Origin of the sequence: Pectinatus haikarae (genome assembly GCF_050916305.1) — a bacterium.
GTDB classification, from domain to species: Bacteria; Bacillota; Negativicutes; order Selenomonadales; family Selenomonadaceae; genus Pectinatus; species Pectinatus haikarae.
On the sequence record NZ_CP116940.1, the window covers coordinates 2118864 to 2138824 of the forward strand.

The 19961-nt window shown below is 41.1% G+C and carries 17 protein-coding genes; all 17 read left to right on the forward strand.

Features of this window, described 5'->3' with window-relative positions; translation table 11 throughout:
- Positions 1–5: 5 nt before the first annotated feature.
- On the forward strand, positions 6–2012 hold the full coding sequence (ligA, locus tag NXG61_RS10290; RefSeq protein ID WP_307223921.1) for an NAD-dependent DNA ligase LigA: 2007 nt from the start codon (positions 6–8) through the stop codon (positions 2010–2012).
- Between the two features lie 177 nt (positions 2013–2189).
- Positions 2190–2477, forward strand: a complete 288-nt coding sequence (gene gatC / locus NXG61_RS10295; protein ID WP_196604757.1) for an Asp-tRNA(Asn)/Glu-tRNA(Gln) amidotransferase subunit GatC — start codon at positions 2190–2192, stop codon at positions 2475–2477.
- Positions 2478–2528: 51 nt separating this feature from the next.
- On the forward strand, positions 2529–3992 hold the full coding sequence (gene gatA / locus NXG61_RS10300; protein WP_307223917.1) for an Asp-tRNA(Asn)/Glu-tRNA(Gln) amidotransferase subunit GatA: 1464 nt from the start codon (positions 2529–2531) through the stop codon (positions 3990–3992).
- Complete coding sequence (gatB, locus tag NXG61_RS10305) at positions 3992–5431, forward strand: Asp-tRNA(Asn)/Glu-tRNA(Gln) amidotransferase subunit GatB (protein WP_307223916.1); 1440 nt, start codon at positions 3992–3994, stop codon at positions 5429–5431. Before gatA ends, gatB begins: the two co-directional genes overlap by 1 nt.
- Positions 5432–5700: 269 nt before the next feature.
- Positions 5701–6801 carry a DNA-processing protein DprA gene (dprA, locus tag NXG61_RS10310; RefSeq protein WP_307223915.1) on the forward strand — a complete coding sequence of 367 codons (1101 nt, stop codon included), beginning with the start codon at positions 5701–5703 and terminating at the stop codon, positions 6799–6801.
- Complete coding sequence (gene topA / locus NXG61_RS10315; protein ID WP_196604753.1) at positions 6798–9026, forward strand: type I DNA topoisomerase; 2229 nt, start codon at positions 6798–6800, stop codon at positions 9024–9026. The genes dprA and topA overlap by 4 nt, the downstream gene beginning before the upstream one ends.
- A gap of 33 nt (positions 9027–9059) precedes the next feature.
- Positions 9060–10379, forward strand: a complete 1320-nt coding sequence (gene trmFO / locus NXG61_RS10320) for a methylenetetrahydrofolate--tRNA-(uracil(54)-C(5))-methyltransferase (FADH(2)-oxidizing) TrmFO (RefSeq protein WP_307223913.1) — start codon at positions 9060–9062, stop codon at positions 10377–10379.
- Between the two features lie 79 nt (positions 10380–10458).
- Positions 10459–10992: an ATP-dependent protease subunit HslV gene (hslV, locus tag NXG61_RS10325; RefSeq protein ID WP_307223911.1), complete on the forward strand. Its 534-nt coding sequence runs from the start codon at positions 10459–10461 to the stop codon at positions 10990–10992.
- A gap of 11 nt (positions 10993–11003) precedes the next feature.
- Positions 11004–12383, forward strand: coding sequence for an ATP-dependent protease ATPase subunit HslU (gene hslU, locus NXG61_RS10330; RefSeq protein ID WP_196604750.1), 1380 nt, complete (start codon positions 11004–11006; stop codon positions 12381–12383).
- A 243-nt stretch (positions 12384–12626) separates the two neighbouring features.
- A complete protein-coding gene (gene codY, locus NXG61_RS10335; protein ID WP_196604749.1) occupies positions 12627–13403 on the forward strand; it encodes a GTP-sensing pleiotropic transcriptional regulator CodY in 777 nt (258 codons plus the stop codon).
- Positions 13404–13784: 381 nt separating this feature from the next.
- On the forward strand, positions 13785–14207 hold the full coding sequence (gene flgB, locus NXG61_RS10340) for a flagellar basal body rod protein FlgB (protein WP_196604748.1): 423 nt from the start codon (positions 13785–13787) through the stop codon (positions 14205–14207).
- A 16-nt stretch (positions 14208–14223) separates the two neighbouring features.
- The gene (gene flgC / locus NXG61_RS10345) at positions 14224–14670 is read left to right on the forward strand and encodes a flagellar basal body rod protein FlgC (RefSeq protein WP_196604747.1); all 447 of its coding nucleotides are present in this window, start codon (positions 14224–14226) and stop codon (positions 14668–14670) included.
- Positions 14671–14682: 12 nt separating this feature from the next.
- The gene (gene fliE, locus NXG61_RS10350; RefSeq protein WP_196604746.1) at positions 14683–14994 is read left to right on the forward strand and encodes a flagellar hook-basal body complex protein FliE; all 312 of its coding nucleotides are present in this window, start codon (positions 14683–14685) and stop codon (positions 14992–14994) included.
- Between the two features lie 149 nt (positions 14995–15143).
- On the forward strand, positions 15144–16730 hold the full coding sequence (gene fliF, locus NXG61_RS10355; protein ID WP_307223979.1) for a flagellar basal-body MS-ring/collar protein FliF: 1587 nt from the start codon (positions 15144–15146) through the stop codon (positions 16728–16730).
- 22 nt (positions 16731–16752) lie between these two features.
- Positions 16753–17769 carry a flagellar motor switch protein FliG gene (fliG, locus tag NXG61_RS10360; RefSeq protein ID WP_307223908.1) on the forward strand — a complete coding sequence of 339 codons (1017 nt, stop codon included), beginning with the start codon at positions 16753–16755 and terminating at the stop codon, positions 17767–17769.
- Entirely contained in the window at positions 17762–18649 is an 888-nt protein-coding gene (locus NXG61_RS10365) for a FliH/SctL family protein (RefSeq protein ID WP_307223906.1), read from the forward strand. Before fliG ends, NXG61_RS10365 begins: the two co-directional genes overlap by 8 nt.
- On the forward strand, positions 18630–19952 hold the full coding sequence (gene fliI, locus NXG61_RS10370; RefSeq protein ID WP_307223904.1) for a flagellar protein export ATPase FliI: 1323 nt from the start codon (positions 18630–18632) through the stop codon (positions 19950–19952). The genes NXG61_RS10365 and fliI overlap by 20 nt, the downstream gene beginning before the upstream one ends.
- Positions 19953–19961 lie beyond the last annotated feature (9 nt).

The window sequence follows — 19961 nt, forward strand, 5'->3', positions numbered from 1 at the left end:
ATAAATTGGCTGAGAATATAAAAAAAAGGCTGAATGAGCTTCGCGGGGAGATACTTCACCATAATGATTTGTATTATAATGATGACTCCCCGGAAATAACCGATTATCAATATGATCAGCTTATGCTGGAATTAAAAAGAATTGAAAAGGAAAATCCTCAATTGATAACTGCCGACTCTCCAACGCAGCGAGTAGGCGGGATTGCAAAAAGAACAGCAGGCATACTTGTCAGGCATGATGTCCCTATGCTCAGTCTGCAGGACGTATTTTCCAAAGAAGAAGTGGATGAATTTGTCAGCTCTGTGCTTTCGAATATGCCGGACTGCGAATTTGTAGTAGAAGAAAAAATAGATGGCTTGTCGCTTTCTCTGCGTTATTATAATGGAATATTAAAAACAGCAGTGACACGCGGTGACGGCATAGTGGAGGGCGAAGATGTAACAGCCAATGCGCTTAATCTGCATGGAGTAAAAAAAGTACTGATGGATAAACTTCCATATCTTGAAGTGCGCGGTGAAGTATATATGCCGCGTGAGGCTTTTGAAAAGGTAAATAGCGAACAAGCTGCAAATGATAAAAAACTTTTTGCTAATCCACGCAATTGTGCTGCCGGTACATTGCGGCAGCTCGACAGCAGTGTTATCAAAAAAAGAGGACTTTCTCTTTTTGCCTTCAATTTGCAGAAAGCAAAGGGCAGGATATTTGTAAAACACGATGAGACCTTACAATATTTTAAAGATCAGGGAATACCTGTCATTCATGATTATGTGCTTTGCAAGACAAAAGAAGACGTATGGAAGGCAATAGAAAACATCGCGGCAAGACGGGGACATCTGCCTTATGATATTGACGGGGCAGTTGTAAAAGTAAATACTCTTGCCCAAAGGGAGCAGCTTGGGTCCACTTCCAAGGTGCCGCGATGGGCTGTAGCTTATAAATATCCTCCCGAGGAAAAAGATACAAAACTCCTGAACATAAATCTGTCGGTGGGCCGGACGGGCAGAATCACACCGACGGCAGTTTTTGAACCGGTAAGACTGTGCGGCACGACTGTGGAAAGAGCGACGCTGCATAATCAGGATTTTATAGATACGCTGGATATAAGAATCGGCGACATTGTCAGAGTCTACAAATCAGGTGAGATCATTCCTAAAATAAGATGTGTTTTGAAAGAGCGAAGAACCGCAGATTTGAAACCTTTTATAATAGGCAACGAATGTCCTGTATGCGGAGCACCTGCCGTGCGTGACGAAAATACAGCTGATGTAAGATGTACCAACAGCAGCTGTCCGGCACAGCTTGAAGGCCGGCTGGTGAATTTTGTCGGACGGAATGCTATGGATATAAAAGGTTTTGGTGAAAAATATATAAAAAAACTTATCGATGATAAATATCTGGGAGATATCGCCGATATTTATTATTTGCATAAATATCGTGAGGAATTGATAGAAAAAGGGCTGATCGGCAAAGAAAAAAACACTGATAAATTACTGGAAAAAATTGAGGAATCTAAGAAAAATGCTCCCTGGAGGCTGCTGTCGGGACTTGGCATTCAAAATATAGGCAAAGCTGCGGCCAAATCGCTGACGATACATTTTCAGACTATAGATGCTCTGGCTGGTGCAGAACAGGAAGATATTGAGCAGGTAGCTGATATGGGCGGAATAAGCGCAAAAATGATTTTTGAGTTTTTTCGCAGCGGGGAAAATGCTGCAGTATTGGAAAAACTAAAAAAAGCCGGCGTAAATATGGCAGAAAAGGCAACTGCCGATAAAGAAAGCAACAATTTAAATGGCAGGACCTTTGTGCTGACGGGCACCTTACCCATGTGGAGCAGGACGGAAGCTGCAGCAGCTATTGAAAACGCAGGCGGCAGGATATCATCTTCTGTTTCGCCTAAGACAGATTATGTAGTTGCGGGAGAAAATGCCGGCAGCAAGCTTGTTAAAGCACAGAAATTGGCAATAAAAATATTATCTGAAGATGAATTGAAAATATTGCTTGCACAATAAATGGAGACTTAACCGCTCTTTACTCACTGCTTGCAGAAGCGGGAGTATCAGAGCGGGTAGTCATCGGATAAAATAGCATTTGCATGCATAAGCGCAACAGGAACGTATTTATACAGCGAATGGTTATGTGCTATAATTGACATTATCTGCGAAATAAATGTAGGATGGTGGAGTATAATGAAGGTTTCAGGAAAAGATGTAGAAAATGTAGCAGGATTATCACGCCTTAGAATAACCGAGGATAAAATGGATAAATATCTTATAGAATTCAATGATTTTTTGGAGTATGTTGACATGCTGCAAAAAGTGGATACGGAAAATGTAGAACCGACGGCACATGTACTGCCGCTGCAAAATGTTTTTCGTGAAGACGAAATAAAACCATCATTAGACAGGGATATGGCCCTGTCCAATGCACCGGAAAAAGAGAATGGTTATTTCAAAGTGCCACGTATTATCGAGTGAATTTTAAGTCAGGCTCGAGGTATTATAAGCGATTATATGAGGAGGATTTAAGTGGAATTATATAAAAAATCGGCACATGATCTGCATGATCTGCTTGAAAAAAAGGAAGTAACTGCGGTTGAACTTGCAGATGCATTTTTGGAGCGTATTGACAGTATAGATAGTAAATTGCACGCATATATTACAAAAACAGCAGATACAGCTATGAAGGCGGCCAAAAAAGCTGATAAGAAAATAGCAGCGGAGGGTAAAATTCCTTTTTTAACAGGTATTCCTGGGGCCGTTAAGGATAATATCTGCACTCTGGGGATAAGAACAACATGTGCATCAAAAATGCTGGACAATTTTGTGCCGCCTTATGATGCTGCAGTAATGGACAAAATACAAAAAGAAAATGCCGTCATATTAGGAAAGACCAACATGGATGAATTTGCCATGGGTGGATCTACGGAAAACTCGGCATTTTTCCCTACACATAATCCTCATAACGCGGAGTATGTTCCCGGCGGATCAAGCGGAGGGTCGGCAGCCGCTGTGGCAGGGGGTTTAGCAGCGTGGGCACTTGGTTCCGATACGGGCGGATCTATCCGCCAGCCGGCTTCTTTCTGCGGTATAGTCGGACTGAAACCGACTTATGGAAGGGTATCACGTTATGGTTTAGTTGCGTATGCATCATCTCTTGACCAGATAGGACCGTTGACAAAAGATGTCACAGACTGCGCAAATATTTTAAATGTGATAACAGGATACGATGAAAAAGATTCTACTTCCGTTAAGGCATCATCCCCGGATTACACAAAATCATTGGTACAGGATGTAAAGGGACTAAGGATAGGGATTCCAGCCGAATACTTTGTCGATGGTATGGATAAGGAAGTTGCGGAAAGTATTCATATGGCTATTAATGATTTTAAAGCTATGGGAGCTGAAATAATAGATATTTCACTGCCTCATACAAAATATGCTGTTGCGGCGTATTATCTCCTTGCTCCTGCCGAAGCCACGACCAATCTTTCCAGATATGACGGAGTCAGCTATGGGGAACGTGTTAATGGAGATGACATAGTTTCCATGATGACAAATACACGCACGGAAAAATTCGGCAGCGAAGTGAAACGGCGCATTATGATGGGCAACTATGCACTCAGTGCCGGTTATTACGATGCATATTATTTAAAGGCTCTAAAAATACGTACATTGGTAAAAGAGGATTATGATAAGGCTTTTGAAAAAGTGGATGTCATTCTCACACCTACAGCTCCTACTACAGCTTTTAAAATCGGTTCGATGATCAATGATCCTCTGCAGATGTATCTACAGGATGCATGTACAGTTCCTTTGAATCTGGCAGGGCTGCCCGGCATATCTCTGCCATGCGGTGTGAGCAGCAGCGGACTGCCTATAGGGATGCAGATTATCGGCAAACCGCTTGATGAAGAAGGAATAATCAAGGCTGCGTATACCTATGAGCAAAGCAAGGGTTTCTATAAAAATATTGCGGAGGTGACTGAATAATGGAATATGAAGCGGTAATTGGGCTGGAAATACACAGCGAACTGAAAACTAAAACTAAAATTTTCTGCGGCTGCGAAACAAGTTTTGGGGCTGAACAGAATACGCATGTCTGCCCAGTCTGCCTCGGACTGCCCGGAGTGCTGCCGGTAGTTAACAAAAGAGTCGTGGAATTTGCTATTAAGGCAGGTATTGCTCTTAACTGTACCATTAATAAATTCAGTAAATTCGACAGAAAAAATTACTATTATCCTGATTTACCGAAAAATTTTCAGACCTCGCAATTTGATTTGCCCATAGCCGAACATGGATATGTTGATATCAATGTGGACGGAAGAACAAAACGCATTCGTGTAACGCGCATCCATATGGAAGAAGATGCGGGCAAGCTTGTTCATTCAGGAAATACGATAAAAGATTCGGCAAGCTCAAATGTCGATTACAACCGTACAGGCGTACCTTTGATCGAAATTGTATCGGAACCGGATATGCGTACTCCGGAGGAAGCACGCGTCTACATGGAAAAAGTTAAATCAATATTAGAATACATAGATGTTTCAAACTGTAAAATGGAAGAGGGAAATCTGCGGGCTGACGTCAATGTTTCTCTGCGTCCTGAAGGTACAGAAAAATTGGGAACAAAAGCAGAAATGAAAAACATCAATTCTTTTAAAATGGCTGAAAATGCACTCGAATATGAAATAGATCGGCAGCGGGAAATCTTAGAGGACGGCGGACATATTGTACAGGAAACCAGAACCTGGGATGACAATAAGGGCATGACACTTTCCATGAGAACAAAGGAACAGGCGCAGGATTATCGTTACATGCCGGAACCTGATCTTGTGCCGATTATTACTACGGATGAACAAATAGAAGCGTTAAAGCAATCTTTACCAATGCTGCCGGATGCCCGAAAAACGAAATTAATGGAAGAGCATGGACTTTCGGCATATGATGCAGGCATCATAACCAATTCAAGAGCGATGGCTGAATATTTTGATGACATTATATGCGATGGTGCCGATGCTAAGCTGGCGGCCAATTGGCTGATGGGTGATCTTTCAAAACAGCTCCATGCGGAAAACAAGGATATTCAAAATTCTCCTGTATCAGCAAAATATCTTGGGAAAATGATAAAACTGGTAGAAAAAGGGGTAATATCTTCTAAAATAGCCAAAGAAGTTTTCGGTGAAATGTGGAAAACAGGGGCTGAACCGGAAGCTATAGTCAAAGAAAAAGGACTTGTTCAAATAACAGATACAGCAGCTATCGAAAAAATAGTAGATACTGTTATAGCCGATAATCCGAAACCTGTTGCCGATTATAAAGGCGGTAATGTTAAATCAATCGGCTTTTTAGTAGGGCAGGTGATGAAAGCCAGCAAAGGTAAAGCAAATCCTGGAACAGTAAATACACTGTTAAAGACAAAACTAGTCTAATGATCATGAATTTATTATCAGGTGAAATGAATTAATTATATATTGAAGCAAACCAGTGGAAATATTCTCTTTAAAGGGGAAGCTTTTTGCTGGTTTTTCTTTTGTATAAAGGATTTTTTGCTGCATGGTGGTCAATTTATTGTTGACGGACAGAAAAAACTTAATTATAATCATAAGAAGTTTATGTGATAGTTGAACTGCCTTGATTTTAGTATACACGATATATTTATTATGACTCTGGTATATTTTTATTTTACAGGTGGACTTGAATGGAAAAATATTTTTTAGCAGCGTTGCAAATGGTTTCAGGTATAGGCAATGCCAGTCTGAAACGAATTGTTGACTATTTTGGCAGTGCTGTTAATGCATGGAATGCTTCAGACAATGATATAGAGGCAAGCAAAACTCTAGCCGAACCGCTGTGCAAAAAATTATTCAGACATCGGAAGTCTTTCGATGTAGATACAGCCGCGGCCAATTGGGAGTCAAAGAATATAAAGCTTTTGACAGCTGCTGAATCGGAGTACCCAGAATTATTAAAAAATATATATAATCCGCCTGCAGTACTTTTTTGCAGAGGATGCCTGCATAATGAAAAAAAACATTTGGCTGTTGTCGGGTCACGAAAATCTTCTGTGTACGGCAAAAGTCTTGCGGAAACATTTGCTGCTGATTTAGCTGGTGAAGATTTTATAATAGTAAGCGGTGCCGCACATGGAATTGATACTTTTGCCCATCGCGGCGCACTGAGCAAGGGTAAAACAGTTGCTGTACTGGGATGTGGCATAGATGTAGCCTATCCCAGAGAAAATAAAAAGATATTAGATGAAATTGCTGAAAAAGGTGCGGTGATTTCTGAGTATGCACCGGGCACACAGCCTCTTGCAGCTTTTTTTCCGGCACGAAACAGAATAATAAGCGGGATATCTTTGGGTACTGTTGTCGTTGAAGCGGCAAAACGCAGCGGTTCTTTGATAACAGCTGAAATGGCAATCAGTGAAGGCCGGGATGTTTTTGCTGTTCCGGGCAGTGTTTATTCTGAACAGAGTGAAGGATGCAATCATTTGATTCAGCAAGGTGCAAAACTTGTTGTCTGCGCCGGGGATATTATAGAAGAATATGGCATCAGCAGGGAAAAAGCGGTCTTGGTAAAAAGATCGGAGAGCGTATTGCCCATGTCGCTGGAAGAAAAAAAAGTATATGATATTTTAGCATATGAGCAGGCTCTCGGTGTCGATGAAATAATATATAAATTGCGTACAGATGTTTCCAATATAAGTTTCATTTTATTGCAGATGAAATTAAAAAAAATAGTTGAAGAAACGCTGCCGGGGATGTACGTACGCTCTGCTAAGGGGAGAATTCATTGAACAAAAAGGTAGAAGAATCAAAAAAAATATTAAAAACTAAAACAAGAAAAAAAAAGACTGCGTTAAAAAAAACTTTAGTAATAGTGGAATCACCAGCTAAGGCTAAAACTATAGAAAAATATCTTGGCAATAGAAAATACGAGGTGCTGGCTTCTATGGGACATTTGAGAGATCTGCCCAAAAGCCAGTTTGGCATTGATACTGAAAATAATTTTACACCTAAGTATATAAATATACGCGGCAAGGGAGATTTGATAAAATCTCTGAAAAAAGAAGCTAAGAATGCGGATAAAATTTATTTGGCATCTGACCCTGATCGCGAGGGTGAGGCAATCTCATGGCATTTGGCATATCTGTTGGGAGTAAGTGAAACGGAAAAATGCCGCATTGTTTTTAATGAAATAACTAAGCCGGCTATTAATGAGGCAATAAAAACTCCGCGAACGGTGAATATTGATTTGGTAGATGCACAACAGGCAAGGCGTATGCTGGACCGGATAGTCGGGTACAAACTCAGTCCGCTGCTCTGGCGTAAGATAAAAAAAGGATTGAGTGCAGGCCGTGTTCAATCGGTAGCTGTTAAAATAATATGCGACAGGGAAAAGGAAATACGTGCTTTTATACCGGAAGAGTATTGGACGGTAGAGTTAAAATTCAAACTCGATGACAAAAAGGCTGTGCTTAATGCGGAACTCTCTTTGATTGATGATAAGAAAATAAATATAACCTCTGAGCAGGATGCAAAAAAAATTGAAAAAGAGCTGCGAAAACAAACTTTTAATATTGCCGATGTCAAAAAAAGTGAAAGGCGCAGGAAGGCACCTGCACCTTTTACTACGAGTTCATTGCAGCAGGATTCAGCAAGAAAGCTGGGATTTACTTCAAGACGGACAATGATGATAGCTCAGCAGTTATATGAAGGCATAAATATAGGGAAAAAGGGACCTACCGGTTTAATAACCTACATGCGTACAGATTCTACCCGTATTTCTGAGCTGGCGCAGAAAGATGCCAGAGTATATATAACGGATAATTTTGGCGATAAATACCTTCCTGCAAAACCTCCTATTTATGCGGCAAAAAAAGATGCCCAGGATGCACATGAAGCTGTACGCCCCACAGATTGTTCACTTACTCCGTCACTGCTGGAAGAATTTTTATCAAAAGAACAGCTGAAATTGTATCGTCTTGTTTGGCAGAGATTTTTGGCCAGTCAAATGACACCGGCACTTTATGATACTATGAGTATACTCATAAAAGCTGGTATTTATACAGCTAAGGCAGTAGGTTCTGTTTTGAAATTTGCTGGTTTTACCGCTGTTTATGATGAAAATGATAAAAAGAAAGAAAAAGATGTAATACTTCCGGATGTTTCTGTCGGCAGTCCGGTACATTTGCAAAAAATTCTGCCGGAACAGCATTTTACCGAACCGCCTGCCCGTTACAATGATGCTTCAATAGTGAAAACTCTCGAAGAAAAAGGTATTGGCCGGCCAAGTACATATGCCCCCATCATTGAAACTATTCTGGCACGCGGCTATGTGGTTAGGCGTGAGAAAAAATTTGAGCCTACAGAGCTTGGGTTTATTGTGCTGGACATGCTGGAGGAATATTTCAGAGACATCGTTGATGCAAAATTTACGGCTGATCTTGAGGGAAGGCTGGACAAAGTTGCGGAAGGTACTATGGATAAAAATAAACTGCTTGAAGAATTTTACGGTCCCTTTGAAAAAACTATGGAAAAAGCCGATGCAGAAATAGGACATGTAGATATCCCCGAAGAAGTATCAGATGTAAGATGTGAAAAATGCGGACGCCTTATGGTTATCAAGCAGGGACGCTTCAGTAAGTTTCTGGCATGCCCGGGATTCCCAGAGTGCCGTAATACTAAACCAATATTAAAGGATACGGGAGCAAAGTGTCCAAAATGCAATGGACGGGTGGTTGAGCGAAAAACAAAGAGGGGACGGATTTTTTATGGTTGCGAAAATTACCCTGACTGCGATTTTGTCAGCTGGGATATGCCCGCTGCTGATAAAATCTGCGAAAAATGCGGAGCCAATATGTTCCAGCATCGGTACAAAAATGGTAAGGTCCTTTTTTATTGCGGCAATGAAAATTGTGAAACAAGGAAAGACCATCCGATAAATGCTGAGTTGAAAGAAATCAAGACGAAGTCAACTGTCAGTAAATCAACTGCAGTAAAAGCGACTGCCCGGACTTAAACTACAAATGGACGAACGGAGAAAATCATTGCTATGCAGCAGAAAAAAGTTATTGTTATCGGAGCAGGTCTTGCAGGAAGCGAAACTGCATGGCAGCTTGCCCAAAAAAATATAAATGTGATGCTTTATGAAATGCGCCCGAAAAAATCTTCGGCTGCCCATAAGACAGATGAATTTGCAGAACTTGTCTGCAGCAATTCCTTACGTGCTGCCGGCATCGAAAATGCTGTGGGTATTCTCAAAGAAGAGATGCGTGATATGAAATCACTCATAATGGAAGCGGCAGACAATAATACTGTTCCGGCAGGAGGCGCGCTTGCGGTTGATCGTCACGGTTTTTCACGTTATATCACTGAAAAGCTGAGGAACAATAAAAATGTGCATATTGTCAACGAGGAAGTAAAAGACATACCTATGTCGGAGGACACTGTAGTAGTTATTGCTTCAGGTCCGCTTACCGCAGGCTTGCTGGCAGCTGACATTGAAAAATTAGCCGGCTCTGATTATTTCTATTTTTATGATGCTGCTGCGCCCTTGGTGATCAAGGATTCTGTAAATATGGACAGAGCATACCGGGCGTCACGTTATGGCAAGGGCACGGCTGATTACATAAATTGTCCTATGAATAAAGAGGAATATGAATTATTCTGGCATGAGTTGGTGAACGCCGAAAAAACGCAGACAAAAGATTTTGAAAAGGAAATATTTTTTGAAGGTTGTATGCCTGTGGAGGTTATGGCATCACGTGGTGAGGATACTCTTTTATTTGGTCCGCTTAAGCCTGTGGGTCTGGAGATCCCTGAAAGCGGGGAGCGTCCCTACGCCGTCGTACAACTTCGGCAGGATAATGCAGCGGATAGCTTGTACAACATAGTTGGCTTTCAGACACATTTGAAGTGGCCGGAACAAAAAAGGGTATTCTCTTTGATCCCTGGCTTGGAAAAAGCAGAATTTGCCAGATTGGGTGTTATGCATCGCAATACTTTTATAAATTCACCTGAAATCTTATATCCTACTCTGCAATTAAAAAAGAATAGTAATATTCTTTTTGCCGGACAAATTACAGGCGTGGAGGGTTACGTGGAATCCGCGTCATCAGGACTTGTAGCGGGCATAAACGCAGCACGTCTTGCTATTGGCGAAGAGCCGGTCTGCTTTCCCGATGTAACGGCACACGGCGCATTGTGCCGCTATATTACTGCTGCTCCGGCAAAGCACTTTCAACCCATGAATATAAATTTTGGATTACTGCCGCCCCTTTTTGAAAAAATACGTGATAAGAAAATAAAGAAACAAAAATTGGCAGAAAGAGCATTAGAAAAAATAAAAAAATTCAAACAAGATATTGAATGATTTTATATTAATGATATAATAGTACCTTAGCCGCAAATAATAATTGGCGTTTATGGTTTTTCTTTTGGGAGGGAAACAGATGTTTAGAGCGACAACAATAGTGGCGGTAAAAAAGAATGGAACTACTGCTATTGCGGGTGACGGGCAGGTCACCTTTGGACAAAATACAATAATGAAGGGGAATGCCCGCAAGGTGCGGCGTATTTACCATGATAAAGTTTTGGCGGGATTTGCCGGTTCAGTAGCGGATGCGTTTACATTATTTGAAAAATTCGAAACAAAATTAGAAGAATTTAATGGCAGTCTTACGAGGGCTGCCGTAGAATTGGCTAAAGAATGGCGGACTGACAGGGTTTTGCGAAAATTGGAAGCATTACTTTTAGTGGCAGATGCGAACACGATGCTGCTTTTATCGGGCAACGGCGAAGTTATTGAACCTGACGGAGCTGTGGCAGCCATCGGTTCCGGCGGGTTTTACGCTTTGGCGGCGGCTAGGGCCATGTCAGGACATACAGAAATGCCGGCTGCAGATATTGCAAGGGAAGCTTTATCAATAGCAGCGGATATATGCGTTTATACTAACCATAATATAATAGTGGAAGAATTGAAGTAGGAGGATTTACTTTGAACGAACAAACGCCACGCCAGATAGTAGATGAGCTTGATAAATATATAGTTGGCCAAAATAAGGCTAAACGTGCTGTCGCGGTTGCTTTGCGCAATAGATGGCGCGCACACCGTCTGCCGGAAGCGATGAAGGATGAGGTCATACCTAAAAATATTTTGATGATAGGCGCTACCGGTGTAGGCAAAACAGAAATAGCACGCAGACTTGCCAAATTGGTTAAGGCTCCTTTTATAAAAATTGAAGCCACTAAGTTTACCGAAGTCGGTTATGTGGGCAGAGATGTGGAATCAATGGTGCGTGATCTGGCTGAAATTTCAGTCCGTATGGTCAAGCAGGAAAAAATGGCTGCTGTTATTGATAAAGCTAAAAAATTGGCGGAAGAGCGTATCCTGGATGTGCTTGTGCCTCAGCAAAAATCGACGTCGGTTAACCCAATAGGTGCAATATTTTCGTCAAATAATGCAGATAATGAAAAAGAAGACCCAAAACCTAAATATGAGGCCGGCAGGGAATTCTGCCGCAAACGTCTGCTGGCTGGTGCTTTGGAAAAGCAAATGATTGAAATAGATACAGAAGACAGCAGTACTCCCATGATAGGCATGCTGGCCGGAGCCGGGATGGAGGATATGACAAATAATATCCAGGATATGCTGGGCAGCATATTGCCTAAAAAACGTAAAAAGCGTAAGGTAGCTATTGAAACGGCGAGAAAGATTTTTGAGCAGGAAGAGGCTCAAAAGTTGATAGATATGGAAGAAGTGGCCAAAGAAGGAATAGAGAATGCAGAAAATGCCGGTATAATTTTTCTGGATGAAATAGATAAGATTGCCGTTAAGGGCGGTACTTCCGGGCCGGATGTCTCGCGTGAGGGCGTTCAGAGAGATATACTGCCTATCGTCGAAGGTTCTACAGTAGTTACAAAGTATGGTCCATTAAAAACCGAACACGTGCTTTTCATAGCCGCAGGGGCATTTCATATAGCTAAACCTTCTGATCTGATACCAGAATTACAGGGACGGTTTCCGATACGAGTTGAACTGACGTCATTGACTCATGATGATTTTAGAAGGATATTGACAGAACCGGCAAATGCTTTGCTGAAACAATATACAGCATTATTGAATACTGAAGGAGTATCCATAAGCTTCACCGATGATGCGATAGATCGTCTGGCGCAAATTGCCTGTGAGGTAAATGCACAAACAGAAAATATAGGAGCACGGCGTCTTCATACGATTATGGAAAAAGTGTTGGAAGATCTTTCTTTTGAAGCACCTGAGCTTAATAAAAAAAATGTTGTTATAGATCCTGCCTATATAGACGAAAAACTGGGAGAAATAATAGCCAACAGGGATTTAAGCAGATTTATTCTGTGAGTTGGCAGGGTTTGTCTTGATGGAGCTTGCACTGCCTGTACTTTTCTGCAAAAACAATATGCAGAGGTACAGAATGCATGCTCCTTATTTGCCTCCTGACATAAAAAAAGCATTAACTACGGTGGGATCAGGAATTAGGTTGAAAAATATATTAATTTATAAAATTGCAAAAAAACTGTATTTTTTTATACATATATGTTACAATAGGAAAGTAATACAGTTACAAAAGAAAGGGATTTAACAATGACAACATTATTAGAAAAAACAAGAAAGATCAACAGACTGTTGCAGAAATCTGACAGTGTGGAATATGACGGCATTTCATGTGTGCTCAGCAACGTGCTTGATGCAAATGTCTATATCGTATCCACAACTGGAAAAATATACGGTTACGCGTTTATAGATGATTTTGAATGCGATATTATGCTTGATAAAGTGGTAAGCCAGGGACAGTTCCCAAAACATTATGTTAATTGGCTGTTGAAAATGGATGAAACGTCTGCCAATATAAAATCAAAGACAGGCATGTGTGCTTTTACTGATAAAACAAAGTGTCTTTTCAACGGTAAAAATACTACTATTGTTCCTATTTATGGGATCGGTGAACGCAAGGGAACATTGATAATCGCAAAATTTGATGAAGAGTTCACAGATGACGATCTTCTCCTTGCCGAATATGGGGCTACAGTTGTCGGGATGGAAATACTTCGTGATCATACTGAAAAACTGGAAGACGATATGCGCAAACAGGCTACTGTAAAGATTGCACTGTCTACATTGTCATTTTCTGAACAGGAAGCTGCCGTTAATATACTTGGAGAACTCAACGGTATAGAAGGACTTTTGGTTGCGTCTAAAATAGCGGACAGAGTGGGTATCACAAGATCTGTTATCGTTAATGCACTGAGAAAATTTGAATCGGCAGGTCTTATTGAATCAAAATCTTTGGGAATGAAGGGGACCTATATAAGAGTTCTCAACGAACATTTGCTTGATGAAGTTCAAAAATTAAAAAGATGATGCTTCAAGACACTTTTTACATTAAAAACATATATATTACAAAAGGTCTAGGGACAGGCTGCAGAGCCTTATCCTTAGACTTATTTTATTTTGCTGTATTATAAAAGATATCATATGCAGTTAAAACAATATTTGTCCGCAAAAGGAAATAGTTTCTGGCAGCAGATCCTTTTTATTATTTCTAACTTTTTGTTCCCGTTAATAAAAAAATAACACTTAATAAGAAAAAATAAAAGGATATTTTTTTTATATATAGAAAATATATTATCAGCATATTAATGAGAGTTTGTTAAATAGGAGGAATTTAAAAGATTTAAAAGGATCTTGAATCTTTCGGATTCCTTTTCTTTGTTTGATAAATAATAAAGAAGGAGTAATGTGATGCTTGGCAATGTTGTGAACACACCGGTTTTTGGTGTATTAGAAATGGCTATGCAGGCTGCGAACATGAGACAGCAGGTGATCAGCAATAATATTGCTAATGTTAATACACCAAATTTTAAAAGAAACGAATTGGCTTTTGAAAGCCTTTTGGCAAAAGCGTTATATCCAGAAGATGATGACGAAACACTGCAATTGGCGAAAACCAATGAAAAACATTTTCCTAATGATAATACAGGAGAAGAGTCTGTGCAGCCTGTTCTCAGAACAGATAATAGCACTACTATGAGGGCTGACGGAAATAATGTAGACCCTGATATTGAGATGTCGGCTTTGGCTAAAAATACGCTTTATTATAATGCATTGGTCAGAGAGATGAATGTAAATATTACAAAACTGAGCAATGTCATAAAAGGGCAATAATTAGGGGGTATATAGTTTGGGAATGTTCGATTCTATTGATACTTCAGCATCCGGTATGACTGCCGAAAGACTGAGGATGGATGTCATCAGCAATAATATAGCCAACGTTAATACTACCAGAACTGCTCAGGGAAACGCATACCGACGGAAATATGTGGTTTTTGAACCACGGACGGATACGGAACAATCCGCATCTTTTTTTGCGGCCTTTTCTAACGAACTGCAAAAGCCGGGGAACGGTGTGCGAGCTGTCAGCATACAGGATGATGACAGTCCTTTTAAGCTGAAGTATGATCCGGGAAACCCGGACGCTAATCAGCAGGGGTATGTACAGATGCCTAATGTAAATATTGTTGCAGAGATGACGGATATGATCACTGCTTCACGTGCCTACGAAGCTAACGTTACGGCTGTTAATTCTGCTAAAAGTATGGCTATGAAAACATTGGACATCGGAAAGTAGCGGGGTAATAATATGAATATCGGTACGTTGCAAATGACACCGGTGAAACTTTTGGGACAAATAGGTGATGCCGGCAGCAAGGTTGTTGATGAGACAAAAACAGCGAAATCATTTGGTCAGTTTTTGACCGATGCATTGAAGGAGACCAATGCTCTGCAAAAAAATTCTGAGCAAATGGATATGGCTTTGGCTGCAGGCAAAGTAGACGATATATCAAAGGTCGTAGTGGCCTCTGAAAAAGCTCAGATTGCTTTGAATCTCACAATGAGTCTGCGTAATAAAGCGGTTGATGCATATCAGGAAATAATGCGCATGCAGGTTTGATTTGCTGAATGTTACGATAAATTGTCTCAAAACACGCAGAAAATCACTTCTGCACCGCAACATAATTGTCTGTCGGTGCAAGTTATTTTAACAACTTGCAGGCCGACAAATTAAAAAAGAATACAATCATAGGTGAAGGGATTGAGATAATGGCAGGCTGGAAGGAACGGTATCTGCAGTTTTGGCAAAAGATGGATAAGAGACAGAAATATGTTTTGGCCGGAGTTGGTGCGCTCTTAATCTTTGCCATAATAGGTGTCAGCTATTTATATGGCAGCAAGCCTGAAATGCAGCCTTTATTTACTAACATGGAAACAAAGGATGCCGGAGAGGTCGCTGCTAAACTTAAAGAATCCAAGGTCGATTATTCAATACAGGAGAATAAGGAAGGAACAACTATACTTGTTCCTGCGAAGGATGTTCACAAACTGCGTTTGGATTTGGCAGCACAGGGATTACCACGCGGCACAAAAGGCTTTGAAATTTTTGATGACAGTAAATTGGGAGTAACCGATTTTCAGAATAAAGTTAATTATCTGCAGGCCCTGCAGGGGGAACTGACTAGAACTATAGAACAAATAGATGCCGTTGAAAGTGCTCGAGTACATATAGTGTTGCCGGAAGACAGCCTCTATAAAAAAAATGAAAAACCGGCTACAGCATCAATATTATTAAAGCTGAAATCTGATAAAGAATTGAACAGCAAGGAAATAAAGGGAATTGTTAACTTAACGGCACATAGCGTTCAGGGATTACAGGCGGAAAACGTCACCATCATTGATAATGAGGGGAAAATTTTAAACGATCCTGATAGTCAGCAGGATGACAATAAAAACACTCTTGGCAATATTACACTTACTCAAATAAAGATGACCCAGAAAGTACGCCAGCAAATGCAGGCGGAAGTGCAGACTCTTCTCGATAATGCCTTAGGTGAAGGAAATGCTTTTGTACGTTTAAATGTAGCACTGGATTTTGATCAAAGGCAGACGGATAGGCAGACTTTTTCTCCGGTAGTTGATGATGCAGGGATCTTGCGCAGTTCACAGGAGAACCAGGAAACTTATAATGGAACGTCTGCTACACCGGGCGGACCTGCGGGAATAACTGCCAATACACCGGGGTATGTTGCCGCCAATAATACAAATGCACAGTATTCAAAACAACAGTCAACCAGAAATTACGAAATAAATGAAGAAAATCAAAAAACAATTGCCTCGCCCGGTTCTATAAAACGCTTGAATATTGCAGTATTGGTCAGCGACAGACTCACTGCCCAGCAGCAGGATTCCATATCGAGAGCGGTAACTTCTGCGGTGGGAATAGATCCTGACAGGGGCGATACCGTTTCTGTAGAACCGGTGCCGTTTAGTACGGAAGCCTCGGACAGAAGGGCAAGGGAAGAACAAGACGCCCGCGATGCTGCTAACAGGACACTTTATCTTGAAATAGCGGCAGTCCTTTTACCACTATTGCTTTTGGCAGCAGCTTATTATCTGTACAGACGAAAAAAACGTCTTGAAGAGGAGGCAGCCCAAGAAGAAATGCAGCGTCAGGCAGAGTTGGAACAGCAGCGCCTAACAATGCAAAAATCAGAAACCTCAGGGGCAGCACCGGAAGAAATGTCGGATGAAGAACAGGCACACTTGACTGAAAGACAGACTCTGGAGAAAATGATAGATGATGAGCCGGAGCAAGTGGCAGAATTAGTGAAGACATGGCTGGCTGAAGAGTAAAATACAATAGTAGGTGAATTAGATGTATGAATCCAGTACTAGTGAATTAAGCGGTCAGCAGAAGGCGGCTATTTTGCTGATATCATTGGGGCCGGAATATTCGGCCAAATTATTCAAGCACCTTGATGATGAAGAAATCGAAAAATTGACATTGGAGATAGCCAGTCAGCAACAGGTTACTCAGGAACAGAAACAGACGGTAATAAGTGAGTTCTACCAGCTTATAATGGCAAAATCATATATTTCTCATGGCGGCCTTGATTATGCACAGAAAGTTTTGGAAAAAGCTCTCGGGTCCGATAAAGCGGCCACTATTATCAACAGGCTTACTGCAAGTCTGCAGGTTCGTCCGTTTGATTTTTTGCGGAAAACGGATCCATCACAGCTGCTTAATTTCATCCAGAACGAGCATCCTCAGACTATAGCGATGATTTTGGCGTATTTAAATCCTGAACAGTCAGCCAGTGTTCTTGCTGCTCTGCCCGCTGAAAGTCAGGCAGACGTTGCGAGAAGAGTTGCCGTAATGGATCGCACCTCACCCGATGTACTGCGTGAAGTGGAACGTGTCCTGGAAAAGAAACTTTCTACTATGTCTTCTCAGGACTTTACGGATGCCGGCGGAATACAGGTCGTCGTAGAAATGCTCAATCGTGTCGATCGCGGCACGGAGCGGTCTATACTTGATAATCTGGAAATTGAAAATCCTGAACTCACAGAAGAAATCAAACGGCTTATGTTTGTTTTTGAAGATCTTGTCATGCTTGACGATAGATCTTTGCAGTTAGTGCTGCGTGAAGTCGAATCTAAGGATCTGTCGCTTGCTATGAAGGGAACGTCTGATGATGTAGCAGCGAAAATATATAAAAATATGTCTAAACGTGCTGCTGCAGCTTTAAAAGAAGAACTAGAATTTATGGGACCTGTCCGTATTCGCGATGTGGAGGAATCCCAGCAGAAAGTAGTTAACATAATCAGAAAACTGGAAGAAAAAGGAGATATAGTTGTGTCACGCGGAAAGGGCGATGAAATGATTGTATAAAGTTATTAAAGCTGCTGTTTTTGATAATGAACCGCATGTAGTAAAAGCGCCTGAACCGTTGTTTATTATAAATACCTCTCCTGATGACCCAACTGCCGATAAAAATAACGGGCTTAAGGAAGATCATCAATATAGGCTTGATGAAGCAACGCAAAAAAGAAATTCTATTGAAGATGATATAAAAAAACTGGAAAATGAATTGAACGATAAGCAATTGAAAATAAAAGCTTTGCGTGGAAAAGCCGATTTAATAATGAAGGAAGCTCAAGACGGCAGGGAAAAAATTCTTCATGAGGCTGAAAAAATTTCTGCTGAAAAGATCAAAGAAGCAAATGACAAAGTCATTGAAATAACACAAAACGCAAAAAACACAGGGCATGATCAGGGATATAAGGAAGGTCTGGAACAATCTCGTTCAGAGCAGGAAAACCTGATCAATGCTGCTAATGAAAAAGCTGTCAGAATAATAGATGAAGCAGAAAAACAAGTGGATGCCTGCTATAAAGATGCTGAAAAAGATATGACGGATATCGTAATGGCAGTATCTCTAAAGATTATTTCACAGCAGTTTGCCAATATGCCGCAATTGGTGTTGCCCGTTGTACAGGAGGCCTTAAAAAAAGTCAAAAATCAAACTTCTGTCGAGGTAAGGGTTTCACCAAACACGTATGAATTTGCGTTGGCTGCCAGATCAGAACTGCAGTCTATTCTTGAAGGAAATGCCAGACTTACGATACAGTCTGATGAAAGTCTGACAGATGGAGACTGCTGGGTTGAAACACCTGATGGAAGTATAGATGCAAAACTTTTGTCTCAATTAAGCGAAATCCAAAAAATGCTGAAGGAAGTCGTTGGTAAATATGAGGCTAATGGTAGATAAATTCAGGGAAATTATTCAAAACTGTGATCCCATAAAAATGTCGGGGAAAGTAGTCCAGGTAATAGGACTGGTAATCGAATCCATAGGACCAAATGTAAGTTTGGGAGAACTTTGTTATGTCTGTTCAAAGTTTTCCGGCATTAAACCTGTTCCCGCCGAAGTCGTTGGCTTTCGCAGCGGACATATTCTTTTGATGCCTATAGGAGAAATGCAGGGGATCGGTCCCGGCTGTGAAGTTATAGCTGCTCAGAAAACATTGAAAGCCAGAGTAGGAAAAGAGCTCTTGGGCCGTATCCTTGACGGGCTGGGCAATCCTATAGACAATAAGGCGGCACTGCCGCTTGTTATGGAAGAATACCCCTTACAAGCATCACCGCCTTCTCCTCTTTCACGACCCAGAATCCATGACTCCCTTTATGTCGGTGTGCGGGCCATCGATGGCTTGATAACGATCGGTTCAGGACAGCGAATAGGAATTATGGCGGGAAGCGGCGTGGGAAAGTCTACTCTTTTAAGTATGATAGCAAGAAATACGGAGGCAGATGTAAATATAATTGCCCTCATCGGTGAACGAGGCAGAGAGGTAAGAGAATTTATTGAACGTGATCTTGGCGAAGAGGGACTAAAAAAATCGGTTGTTGTTGTTGCTACATCAGATCAACCTGCACTTGTTCGTATAAAGGGCGCTATGACAGCAACAGCCATTGCTGAATATTTTCGCAATCAAGGGAAAAAAGTTGTTTTGATGATGGATTCAGTCACTCGTTTTGCCATGGCCCAGCGTGAAGTGGGGCTGACTATCGGTGAACCGCCGGCAACAAGAGGTTATACACCGTCTGTATTCGCCCTTTTGCCGCGTCTGCTCGAAAGAGCAGGAACCAGTGAGAAGGGGAGTATAACCGGTATATATACTGTGCTTGTAGATGGTGATGACATGAACGAACCTGTTGCCGATGCCGTACGCAGTATACTGGACGGACATATAGTATTGTCCAGAAAAATCGCAGCGCAGAATCATTTTCCTGCAATTGATATTCTTTCCAGTGTAAGTCGAGTAATGATCGATATTGCTGATCAAAGACACTTTAAAGCGGGTCAGCTTTTACGTTCTTATCTTGCAAATTATAATGAGGCAGCCGATCTTATAAGAATAGGTGCCTATGTGAATGGTTCAGATCCCAACATAGATATGGCTATAGAAAAAATAGAGGCAATAAACAAATTTTTATGTCAAGATGTTTTTGAGACTACAAGCTATAAAGACACGGTGAACGATTTGCTCACGATAGTGGGTAAGGAGTAATTGCATTTA